Source organism: Blastocatellia bacterium, from assembly GCA_035275065.1.
Taxonomy (GTDB): domain Bacteria; phylum Acidobacteriota; class Blastocatellia; order UBA7656; family UBA7656; genus DATENM01.
In genome coordinates, this window is record DATENM010000050.1 from 37,933 (window position 1) to 50,077 (window position 12,145).

Below are 12,145 nucleotides of genomic sequence, written 5' to 3' on the forward strand. Positions count from 1 at the left end.
TCCTTATTATGCCAAGGCGATCCGGAGGTTTCTAAACCTGTGAGAATCGTTATGGAAACGTGCTCTCTGCCCTCTATGGCGCGTTCATTCGTGACTATGTTGCCAAGCGCATTACGAGAAGCCCAACCACCAAGCCATTCACTTCGAGGCTCCAGCCGCGACGGCATTCACCCTTACCCGGCCCTGGGAATGGTTTTGCTTGGCAAGGCCCCGGCACTTGGTATAATGAGGCAGGCCGTTTCGGGACTGTTCATCGCCGCGTCAGGGTTCAACGGCAACGTCGCCTCAAGCTACGAAGAGCTGCGCGAACACTGTGACATAGAGATCGTCGGCGGAACGGACATAAAAGATTTTCTCAAACGCGAGTACTCGGTCGCTTGCCTCCAGCAGATTGCCCGCTCAATAGGCGCTTACATGGACCGCACAACCAACTCAGATGAATGACCTCCTGAGGGGCGAGATTTACCAGGTCAAGCTCTCAGAAGTTTTTATTTGTTCTGCTGCTGCTTGGCAATCTCTCAAACGGGGGCGGTGAGGTTTAGATAAAACGCTTGACTCATTCTTTTTTTTATAGTATATATTCCTAGTTTTGGTTTTACTATTTACTACTGTGAGTTATCTAGAATTCTAAAGCTTCACGAGTTGGACGCATTCCAAAAAGAATCAATGTTCTGCGTTTTTGAAGATGGCAACTGTGCGCTATTGTGCTCGGCCGCGGTGTGCTCAGAAACATAGAACAGCCTCAACTTGACGAATGAGGACTTGGACAACTCGGCCAGATACGGTAGCTGCCTCTTTCAATCTCTCAAATACCTAGCATTACATTGAACTTTTTCTGCCTTAACGAGGGGATAGCCATCTCCAACCGGAGATGGCAGCTTCATACGACATTCGTCTATTCAATAGCTCATGCAGTTATTTCTTTAAACCGAGTGGTACTTCAAAGGGAGCTGCTTTTATGAAAACAAAGCATGTCGCGATCATCACTCTATTGATTATAGCCAACCTCGCTGTGATCGGATGGCTGCTAAATCATCAAAGAGCTTCCCATCCGCAATCACAGATCATTCCTGTCTATGATTCCGGGCACTTGCCCGCCCTGGATTTATACGATGATCAAGGGCAGACTATAAGCACTAACAAACTGAAAGGCACCCCGCTCTTTATTCAATTCATTGATGCCAAGATAAATCTCCAGGTGGACTCGTTCATACACACACTGGCGAACGGCCCGAAGTCTTCACTGGTTTGGCTACTCATTACAGATAGTGCGAATGTTTTGAGGAGCCGTTTACCCGATACTAATGTGACCATCGTAGAGAAAGATTATGAGGCGTTGCGTAGCCTCTTCGGTGTCCAGCCAGGCATTGGGAAGTGGTTTATATTTGATGGGGCAGGCAAACTAAAGGCTCAAGGGCGATATGATATAGGCGATGCGGCTGGGCAGTTGCGTTCCCTGCTCGACGGGGAGCCTGCATACTCAGCCTCAGTGTTCCTTGCAACGCTTAACTCGCTAAACGAACGCAATGAGCTTTCAGATTTACAGGTCAAAAGGGACAGGGCTTCGTCAAGTAAAGCCGTGTTTGTCATGTTCTCGGCGGTGTGTACGGGATGCGGAGAAGCATTTCTGTTGGAGCTTATCGATTCTTACGCGAAACGCTACCCGCAGGTCTGGTTTCAGGTCTTATTGCCGAATCCCTACAGCCAAAGGGATGTCGATAACTTTAAAGCAAATCTCAATCTCAGAGTGCCGGTTGGCGTAGCAAACGCTGAGTTGTCTCGCGCCTGGCTTGCCCTTTGCGACAAGTATGGCGAAAAGGTGGTGAACGGCACGGTCATCGCCATCGATAAGCAAAATTCAGTCTCCGTTGCTAACGGACTCTCCGACACGAAACACTTGCTGCAACAATTTGCAGGAGCCTTATGAAATCAAGAATCAATTGGCTGCCTCTTGTTTTGACGATGGTCGCGGTATTGTTTGGCGGATGTTCCCTCAACGCGGGGGCCAGCCGGACGGATAGCGCCGTCCCTGCGCCGGAGGTGGCTAAGGATCCAGAGCAATTAATCAAACAGGGGGAGTATGACATCTCGCTTTCACCGGCGCGTGAGCTGGCCGTGATCCGACGAGTTCAATTACGAACTGGAGGCGAGTCGTCCGTCAAATCCCCAATCAGTGTGGCCAGCGCGGGTGAGAAAGGGCTGTTGATATGCGATAACAATGGGCACGCAGTCCAGATGGTCCCGTCGGACTCGGATCAGGTCGTTCCTCTCATACCAAGAGAGAACGAGAAGCCGCTGGTTTGGCCATTTAGTATGCGGGTGTGGAAAAAAAGCATTTATGTTTCGGACAACGAGGGCATAAAGGTATACGATCAAGAAGGCTTGTTTCAACGGTTATTAAGAGCCTACTACCAGATAAACGATTTTGAGATAGGCGCGGACGGGACCATCTACATTGCTCCTGTGTTCCGGGTTTTTAAACCATCCAACCCCTTATTGGTCAGGCTCGATCAAGAAGGTAAACGGGTTGATCAATTTGGCGTGCGCCTGAACCGGGCTGAACATAGAGGACTTGATGACAATGCTTATATTGCCGCCGGCGACAACCTTATCGTCACCGCCTTTCACTACCGACCGCTCGTCCAATTTTATGGCGCCGGCGGCAAACTCATGCGCCAAATCATCATCGATCATCCGATATTCTCTCGCCTGAGGCCGCTTGAGCAAGACAGCGCCTTCACTCACCCGGCAGAAAGCAAATACAGATTGCCCGCATACATTGCAGGACTCAAGCTACTCAATGACAGAGTCTTGATCCTACTTGATCTTCCCAAGCCCGAGGTCGTCGAGCTAAACCTTCGGGGCGAAGAGGTGGCCCGCTACCGTGGGGAAGCCATGCCCGGCATCACCGATTATAGAGGCTTTGAAGCAGAGGCGGTCGGGGATCAATATCGAATCTCGACAATAGTGACCGACAACCTCACCTTTATGACCTTAGTACAATTTGCCGCGTCGAGAGCCAAATAAGTCCTCATTCTTGTGGGCGGTGTGAGCAAACATAAAGATGAAAGGAGAACGCCAATGGCAAAAGTTCGGTTAGTGATTGGCTCGCTTATTTTATCTTTGGTCGTGCTAATGGGTGCGGCCATCGAACGGTCTGTCAACGCCAGTCTCTGCTGCACCGATTTAGCGCACTGTACCGGCGGCGCTTGCTGCGCGAATGGCGGAAACCTTAGCGGGTGCACGATCAACTGTAGCGGTGGCGGCTCGGCTGATTGTCTCGCCGCTCAAGAATGATGATGTGCCTGGGATGATCAACTCAACGCAGATTGGGAGAATTGGAGACACTCGATAATTGGGGCAGCAGGATATGAGATGATCTGCCGATGCTGAGTGTGCCAATTGCCAACAACAAAATTTGGGCTGTCGTGGATAAGGAGGCATGTCCGCTAGAAGCCTGGCGGCTTGCGGCCACGACAGTCCATTGTTTCCTTAGCTATTTCTCTGATGAAAGACGAATCGATGATGGAGAACGTGATCCAAGACTTGCGTTATGGTTTTCGGCTCTTGGCGAAAAGGCCCGCTTTCGCCGTCGCATCGATGCTCATTTTAGCATTCGGGATCGGCGCTAATAGCATTATATTCAGCGTCGCAGCGACTACCTTTCTCCGCGCCTTGCCGTACAAAGATGCCAGCAGTCTGGTCATGATCTGGGCGACGAAAACGAATACGGGCGATCAGCGTGTTTCCATCGCGCCAGGCGACTTTGCTGAATGGCAGAGCCGCAATGAAGTCTTCGAAGACCTCGCCGCTATGCAATATACGAGCTTCAGGCTTACAGGCGCTGACTTGCCTGATCAAGTGTTGAGCGGCGCGGTCACGCCGAACTTCTTCGCCCTGCTCGGAATCGATGCAATAAAGGGCCGCCCGTTTCTGTCTGAAGAGAGTCAGCCCGGACATGGCAATGTTGTGATTCTGAGCTATGGCTTCTGGCAGAGCCATTTTGCAGGGGATAGTGATGTCATTGGCCGCCCGATAAACCTTAATGGGAAGAGTTATACAATCATAGGAGTCTTGCCTCCCGGATTTAAGTTTGACTATTCGGCGAACACTAACCTGTGGGTGCCGTTGACCCCGGATTCCAACGCCTTAGCTCAGCACGGCGCGGGGGCCTTGCGCGTGGTCGGCCGGCTCAAAGAAGCAGTGACGGTCAAGCAAGCTCAAGCTGATATGGAGTCCATAGCCGGTCAATTGCGTAATGAGTTTCCACGCACAAACAGCGATATGGAAGCTAGAGTGTCGCCATTGCGCGAAGAGATTGTCGGGCAGATACGGCCGATGATTTTGATGCTCTCGGTTGCATGTGCTTTTGTGCTGATAGTCGGCTGCGCGAATCTGGCGAGCGTTTTGATGACACAATCGCTCGAACGCCAGAAGGAAATCGCCATCCGCCTGGCCGTCGGCGCCAAGCGGAGTCGCATCATCCAGCAGATACTCACTGAGAATGTGATGCTCTCCTTACTCGGAGGCATATCAGCGTTCTTGCTGGCCATCGGGGGCGTTCGCCTGCTCGTTAACTTGGTTCCGGACGACTTCCCTCGCAAGGATGACGTGACAATCGACGCGTGGGTATTCGGCTTCAACTTTGCCCTTGCCGTCGTGACAGGCGTAATCTTCAGCCTGCTCCCAGCCTTGCTCCAATCGAAACCGAACTTGAATAAATCTCTCGCGGGGACAACCGAAATCATGAAGATGAGGCTTCGGCCACATGGGTTACGAAACCTCCTGGTCATTTTAGAAGTGAGCTTGACCTTGATGCTCCTGGTCGGGGCAAACCTGATTCTGAGCAGCGTCTTCAAGCTTCAGATGTCGGCTTTAGGCTTTGATGCTAAGAACAAGCTGACGATGAAGGTCAGCCTGTTGAGGGAAAAGTATCCCAAGTCTCCCCAGCAGGCGGCCTTTTTTACTCAAGCCATCGAAGAGATCAGCGCGATTCCAGGGATACGGTCAGCGGCAGTCGTCATGCCTTTGCCTCTCGATGGCAATGGATTTATATACCCCTTCGGCACAAGCGGCGACGAGGGAAAGGCCGCAGGAGATTTACCGAAAGCGTTTTACAGTATCGTCAGCCCTGCATACTTTCAGACGATGGACATCCATCTGCTTGCCGGCCGCCTGTTCACCGACCTCGATGGGCCACAAGTTCAGCCTGTTGCGATCATTAATGAGAGTATGGCCCGACAGTTCTGGCCCGACAGCAGTTCTCTTGACCGCCACATCTATGTCAACAAGAAAGACCTGACCATCGTCGGCGTCGTTCAAGACGTGCGGCAGTCAAAGCTGGACGCCGACGTGACGCCTCATATTTATCAATCGTACTTACAGTCACCGGCGCCATCTATGTATCTGGTTGCGAGCACATCCTCCGAAGCCATGAACATGGTTCCTATAATCCGGGATCGAATTCTGGCTTTAGATAAGGATCAGCCGCTCCAGGATATTGCTACCATGGAAGACCGCCGTGATAAATGGATAGGTGAGCGCAAATTAGTGCTTGTCTTGCTATTGAGCTTCGCCATTATGGCTCTGTCGATTGCAGCATTTGGCATCTATGGCGTCATCGCCCAGAACGTCGCGCAACGAACTCAGGAGATCGGGATAAGACTGGCTCTAGGTGCGCGGCCGATGGACGTGTTGAAACTGGTGCTGGGGCAAGGGCTGGCGGTAACTTTAATTGGAATCAGTATTGGGTTGGCTGGAGCTTTTGCTTTACACCGTGTGCTTTCGAGTTGGCTATTTGGAGTAAGCGCGACAGACCCGATGATTATGATTGTCACATCAATTTTATTAGTAACTATTGCGGCGCTTGCCTGTTATGTGCCTGCGAGTCGGGCAATGAAAGTGGACCCTGCTTCTGCAATCCGCTACGAGTAATTCCGAGCTTAGCTTTCGCGACGCTGATGCTCAGACAGACTTTTATGCACAGATCTCACCGCCCCCGTTTGAGAGATTGCCAAAGCGAAGAAGTAGTAAACCAACTGTCGAAGCTGACGTTGCGTTTAGTTGATCTGCCGACACGCTTCACGTCATCAATAGCGACTCGTGTCCGTAGCTGTAACCGAGCGTGGTACGCACAAAATAGGTGTTCATATAGTTGACTCACCGATCATCTGAGCTGGGCTCGCTTTTATCTATAATGCCCAGGCACGTTTTTAAAGATGGCGCAAATCATCTTATTACCATCTTTCGACGATCCGGTGAGTCAACTATATGAACACCCTACTTCAGGCCCACGCGCCTCAATAACCCTTCAAATCTCGGGTCGTTGCGGAGAGGGTCAACCAGTGGGTCTACCTTGATCCAGGCGAGCCACTGGTCGCGTTCTCGATATGCTTCGTCGAGAGCGTTGAACGCCATCTCTTTGTCGCCGAGGCCGGCGTAGACAATCGCCTTCGTGTACGGCGAAACATAATGCTGCTTCGACATCTCGTCTAGTTCATCAATGATCGCGTGGGCCTCGTCGCGCCGCTGCAAGACCGCATACAGGTGGCCAAGGCCGGCCCTTGGCCATGGCCCTTCATCCAACCGCGTCGCCATTTGGTAGGCAGACATCGCCTCCGCCATTTTGCCCTGCTGCTCATACGCCTGGCCGAGGAAGAAGTGAGCCGGCCAGAAGTTCGGCTCCAAGTCTATCGTCTTACCGAACTGCTCGATGGCGAGGTCGTAACGGCGGCTGAAGTGATAAGGAAGGCCGAGGTCGAGATTGATCAGCAGGTGCAGCGGGTCGACCTGTTGAGCTTGCCTTAACTCTCTGAGCGAATCCTCGAAACGGCCCATCGGCAGCAAGTACCAGCCATATTCCTTGTGGGGTATGGCAAGCCCGGGGTTGAGCGCGATGGCGCGCTTGAATTCTTGCTCGGCGCTCTGCCAGTCCCAATCATAAAAGGCTGTGACTAACGCCACTGAAGCATGAGCCTCGGCGAGCGTGTCATCTAATGAGAGAGACTTCAGCGCCGCCTGCTTCGCCCTGGTCATGGCCTCTCTGGGCGGCAGGTACAGACTCGAATAGTAAGCGTCGGCCAGCCCTGAATAGGCGAGGGCGTATCCAGGGTCCGCAGCGATTGCCTGACTGAAGTATTCGATCCCCTTCTTGAATCCTTCCTCGGTATACTTGTTCCAGTAGTACCGCCCCTTCAGGTAGAGGTGATAGGCTTCGAGATTTTCGGTCGGCAGCTTGGCCAGTCGCCGCTTCTCTTCGCCGGTCAACTTCGTGCGCAGCCGCTCTGAAACCTGGTAGGCAATCTCTTCTTGCACGACGAAGATGTCAGCCAGTTGGCGATTATACTGCTGGCCCCAGAGATTCGACCCGTCCACAGCGTTGACCAATTCGATGCCGACGACGAACTGGTCTTGCCGTTGTTTGACTCGCCCCATTAACACGGCATCGACGCCCAGGTCACTGCGGACCTTCTGCGGCTCGACATCCTTGCCTTTATAGCCAAAGACGGTGCTACGCGCCATGACGATCAAGCGCGGCAGTTGCGACAGCTTGTAGATGATGCTTTCCGTGATGCCATCGCTGAGGTATTCCATATCCGCGTCGCGGCTGTCGTTGATTAACGGCAAAATGGCCAGGGATTTTATCGTGCTCGCCTGGCGCTTGGCGTGGTGGAGCGGTTGCCGCAGCCTGCTCGGCCCCGGCAGTTTCCTGACGTTAGCGACAAATCGGTAGCCACGCTTCGGCACTGTCTTGATGTACTGGTGCTCAGAGATGTCATCACCAAGGGCCTTGCGAAGAGCCGACATATTCACCGTCAGGTTGTTCTCCTCGACAACGGTGTCCGGCCAGATCATCTGCATCAGGTCGTTTTTCTCGATCACCTGCCCGCTGTTTTCGACCAGCGCCAGCAGGATGTCGAAGACCTTCGGCGTCAGCGGCACCGGCTCGCCCTGGCGCAGCAACAACCCGGCATCAGGGTCGAGGTGAAACGGCCCGAACTCGTATGACGGCTTACTCGGTTTGTTCATAGAAGCGTCCACACTGCTGGGGTCAGGTCGCCCCTGGCTGCAACCATCCGTTGTTTCAAGTGACTGAACCGCCGCGCGCCCTGCGCCTCGACTACCCCGGAACGCTTTAGGAATTATTTAGGAAATCTTTAGCCAATTCTTAAAGATTTCCGACCCGGCTTTCGACTATTGTAGGCCGCGAGGTCAGAACTGGGTAGCATAAGATACATGGCCCGAACGATGCGCCCATTCTATTACAAGCCCTCAAGTGCCGCAATATGAAAAGGTAGGAAACGAACGATGAAGGCGCACAGCAAAACCCAAACGATTCGCTCCCTTCGCCTGGCAACCGCCTAGCGCCAGCCACCGGACTCCAGTGTGACTTTTTTCTCGATCTTACCTGAATCCTCGTTTCAGACCGGAGGCTTGAATTCCGCATGAGAAGGCTGACTAGAACAATTCATCTCGTCGCGTTACTCACCTTGGCGGCGGCATCCGTCATCGGCGCGGCGCGCTCGGTGCCTCCCGTTCCGGCGGACGCCTTCAGCCCATCCAATGCCCAGACGGAAGACGGTCGCTTCATCCGTGAAGCAGACTTCTTGCCGGCGGCGCGATGCGCTTCCTGTCACACGGACACGCACGCCGGCTGGTCGCAGTCGTTACACCACAATGCCGGGCGCGAGCCGTTTTACAAGGAAAGCGTTGATATTTTGCTGCGCACGCGCGGCGTCGAGTTCACGCGCCACTGTGAAGCTTGTCACGCCCCTGTAGCGCTGCTTACAGGTTCACTCGACCGTGGGCATAGCCCATCAAAAGCCATGACCGACGAAGGGGTGACCTGTTTGGTCTGCCATTCGATTACTGCGGCGCGGGCTGACGGCACAGGCAGCTACACGATTCGCCGCCCGGCGCTGCTCGCCAGGCCGGACGGCACGCTGCTTCCCGGAGAGGTCGCCGACGAACAGATACTTGCAGACATCGAAGGCCATCGCCGTGCGATGATGCGCCCGCTGCTCAAGCAGCCGGAATTCTGTGCGAGCTGTCATAAGTCATCTGCCCCACCTGCGCTCAACGGCTACAAGTTCATCCGCGGCTTTTCGGCTTACGACGAGTGGCAACAATCCGGGGCGTCGCGTGAGACGGTGACGCCATTCTACAGGCGGGCGCAGCGCGCAGACTGCCGCGCCTGCCATATGCCGCAGGTCACGAGCCACAACGACAACTCCGCCAAACAGGGCTTGATCGCCTCGCACCGCTGGCTCGGCGCTAACACAGCGTCGCCACTCTTTTATGGGCAGGTTGAACAAGTCGCCTTGACCCAGAACTTTCTCAAGGCGGACGTGCTGGCCGTGGACATCTTCGCGGTCAAAGGTGAGGCCAGGGGCGCTTGCCTGCAAACCCTTGTGCCGGATGCAGAGAACCTGGCAACGTTCGCGCCCGGCGAAGCGGTGACCGCCGAAGTCGTCGTCGCCAACCGTAATGCCGCTCATTCATTCCCGCCTGAGTTGCGCGACCTGTACGAAGCCTGGGTGGAATTCGAGGCGCTCGACGCCTCCGGCCAAGCCATCTTTCATAGCGGCTTTCTATTGTCCGATGGGACGCTTGATGAGAGCGCGCATGTTTACCGAACGATCTTGCTCGACGAGTCGGGACGGATGATTACTCGTCACCAGGTCTGGCTGGCTGCCGTCAAAGCCTACGACAATGCCATCGCCGCCGGGCGCTCCGATGTCATTCGGTTTCGCTTTCGCTTGCCCGCTGACCAGCAAGCCGCGCGCGCCGTGACGCTGCGCGCGCGCGTCAACTACCGCCGCTTCAACAAGGAATATACAGCCTACGTGTTAGGCAGAACGGGGTCGCAACTGACGATTCCTGTTGTGACTATGACGCAGGCGGAGGTCGTCATCGTTCAGTCAACCATGCAAGCGATGCAAGCGCGGGACGCGCGCCTTGCTCAACCCGCGCCGACTTCGTTGGCGCAGGCGAGAAGGTGGAATGATTATGGCATCGGCCTCTTGGAGCAGTCCTGTTACGCGGACGCCGCCGCCGCTTTCCAGCAAGCCGCTGCACTCAATCCGAAAGCCCCGACTTACTGGTCAATCAAGCCATCGCCGAGATGAAGACGGAGCGCTTCGGCCCGCTCCGCGAGCAACTGCGAAAAGCCAGGACGCTCATCGACCGCGCTGTGCAGATGGCCCCGACAGATCCGCGTGTTTGCTATTACGCCGCGCTTCTCTTGCGCGCCGAAGGAAAGATGACGCAGGCTGCCGACGAGTTTGCGCGGCTGGCAATCGCCTACCCGCGAGATCGAGAGTTGAGCCGGCAGCTCGGACAGACGCTCTACCGGCTCGGTCGCATATCAGAAGCTCGCGCCGCCTTCGAGGCGGTCCTGGCCATAGACCCACTCGACGCCGGGGCCTATCAATTCCTTGTGCCGATCTATGCCAGCGAGGGCAGGAAGACTGACGCAGACCGCGCTCAGGCATTGTATCTCGGCTGGCGCGATGACCCGCTGGCCGACGTCATCGCCGGGCGTTTTTTCGCCGCCCAGCCGCAGTGGGCTGACGAGCGTATCGGGTCGCACGCGCACACCGGCGATTCGCCTGCCAGGCTGCTGCTGACCGGCAGCGTCGCCACGCCTGACCATTGAAACGAGAATGCGGCGGATTATTAGACAGCCTTGGGAGGTGTCGGATGACAGCGAGCAATTCATGTAAGACCTTTGCGCGACTCTTTGCCGTGCTGCTCGTAGCCCTGGTCACAACCTTCGAGCAATGGCCGGTCGCTGCACAGCAAGGCGGCACGACGCGCTACATTTACGACGCCAACGGGCGATTGCGCGCAGTCGTCTCGGCGACGGGCGAAGTGGCAGTTTACGACTATGACCAGGCTGGCAACCCTACGGCCATCCGTCGGCTCGGCACAGACGCGCTGCTCTTGTTCTCGCTCTCCCCGACGATGGCCGTGGCCGGCGACCGCGTGACGTTCACCGGCATCGGTTTCGGGCCAGGACTAGCGGACAACACAGTGCTCTTTAACGGCAGTGGCGCGAGAGTAATCTCGGCTACAAGCACAGAGATTATCGCCGAAGTGCCCGATGCGGCAACCACTGGCCCGGCCATCATCAACACGCCGCGCGGGCAATTGACGGCGGCATCTTCATTCAGCATCCTTCCGGGCCTGCGCGTCTTGCCGCTTTCGTCCACTGTCGCTTTCAGCGGCCGCCTGCAATTCTCGGCTACAGTCACGCCGCTTTCCAGTGACCAGGCGGTGGCCTGGAGTGTGAACGGCATCGCGGGCGGCGATGCCAGTATCGGTACGATCTCTGCGACCGGCCTATATAAAGCTCCGGATGCGCAGATACAGGCCGGAAGAATCTTCTCAATGGATGTCACGATAGGCTGTGCGAGCGTGGCGCTGCCGGCGCTATTCGCGGAGCGGCGACTGCAAGTCCGGGACGATGTGCCCTACGCGTTTGCGACCACGTCCGTAAGGTACGGTACGTCGCCTGGCCTGACGGCCACTAACACAGCGGTGCTCTCGGTGCGCTCGCAGCCGGTCGTCGGTAACCCCGGCATCGCCTCAGGCGCGATCACCGTGCGCCGCGGCTTCGCAGAGATCGAACCCGTCCCGGCAGCGAACGCCTTCCTGGCTGTGCGTCGCGGCTTGATCGAAGGCTTGCCCGATGCCATCGCCAAGCCGATCACTGTCCGTCACGGCTTTGATGTTGGCGAGCCGCTGCCGGCGTCGGCGACGTTGCTGGCGATACGTCGCGGGGTCGTCAATGGCGACCCTGGCGCAACCTTGAGCCTGTTGGTGAGCGCGACGAGCGGGCCGAACATCAGCGGCCTCTCGCCCGTCACCCTGGCGCGCGGCGCAACGCTTACGCTGACCCTCAACGGGTTCAATCTCAGTGGCGCGATGGCGCTCCGCTTCGTAGACGATAACGGCGTTGTCGATAGCGGCATCACAGCGTCGAATTTCAACATTAGTGCGGATGGGCAGACACTGACCGCAACCTTGACCGTCGGCGCGACCGTGACGCCGGGTGCGCGCTTTGTATTTGTCATGACTCCCGCCGGCAGTTCACTAACCTCCAAAGTCACACAGAACACGATTGCCATCACCCCTTAAAAGG

At 55.8% G+C, this 12,145-nt stretch carries 8 protein-coding genes; 7 read left to right on the forward strand and 1 reads right to left on the reverse strand.

From position 1 onward, the window contains the following. The first annotated feature begins 225 nt into the window (after positions 1 to 225). The 4 genes from VJ464_11310 (at position 226) to VJ464_11325 (ending at position 5,934) form a co-directional block, all read left to right on the forward strand. On the forward strand, positions 226 to 444 hold the full coding sequence (locus tag VJ464_11310) for a hypothetical protein (protein ID HKQ05713.1): 219 nt from the start codon (positions 226 to 228) through the stop codon (positions 442 to 444). A gap of 514 nt (positions 445 to 958) precedes the next feature. After that, the gene (locus VJ464_11315) at positions 959 to 1,927 is read left to right on the forward strand and encodes a hypothetical protein (GenBank protein HKQ05714.1); all 969 of its coding nucleotides are present in this window, start codon (positions 959 to 961) and stop codon (positions 1,925 to 1,927) included. Further along, complete coding sequence (locus tag VJ464_11320; protein HKQ05715.1) at positions 1,924 to 3,027, forward strand: hypothetical protein; 1,104 nt, start codon at positions 1,924 to 1,926, stop codon at positions 3,025 to 3,027. Before VJ464_11315 ends, VJ464_11320 begins: the two co-directional genes overlap by 4 nt. 480 nt (positions 3,028 to 3,507) lie before the next feature. After that, positions 3,508 to 5,934 (forward strand): ABC transporter permease, encoded by a 2,427-nt coding sequence (locus tag VJ464_11325; GenBank protein HKQ05716.1) that lies wholly within the window; start codon positions 3,508 to 3,510, stop codon positions 5,932 to 5,934. Between the two features lie 345 nt (positions 5,935 to 6,279). Here VJ464_11325 and VJ464_11330 read toward each other — a convergent pair whose 3' ends face one another. Further along, entirely contained in the window at positions 6,280 to 8,028 is a 1,749-nt protein-coding gene (locus VJ464_11330) for a winged helix-turn-helix domain-containing protein (protein HKQ05717.1), read from the reverse strand. Between the two features lie 416 nt (positions 8,029 to 8,444). Here VJ464_11330 and VJ464_11335 point away from each other — a divergent pair, with 416 nt between their 5' ends. Genes VJ464_11335 through VJ464_11345 form a run of 3 tightly spaced genes read left to right on the forward strand, consistent with a single transcriptional unit; the run spans position 8,445 to position 12,141 of the window. Continuing rightward, a complete protein-coding gene (locus VJ464_11335) occupies positions 8,445 to 10,127 on the forward strand; it encodes a multiheme c-type cytochrome (protein HKQ05718.1) in 1,683 nt (560 codons plus the stop codon). Continuing rightward, positions 10,124 to 10,657 carry a tetratricopeptide repeat protein gene (locus VJ464_11340; protein HKQ05719.1) on the forward strand — a complete coding sequence of 178 codons (534 nt, stop codon included), beginning with the start codon at positions 10,124 to 10,126 and terminating at the stop codon, positions 10,655 to 10,657. Before VJ464_11335 ends, VJ464_11340 begins: the two co-directional genes overlap by 4 nt. A gap of 44 nt (positions 10,658 to 10,701) precedes the next feature. Continuing rightward, on the forward strand, positions 10,702 to 12,141 hold the full coding sequence (locus tag VJ464_11345; protein HKQ05720.1) for an IPT/TIG domain-containing protein: 1,440 nt from the start codon (positions 10,702 to 10,704) through the stop codon (positions 12,139 to 12,141). Positions 12,142 to 12,145 lie beyond the last annotated feature (4 nt).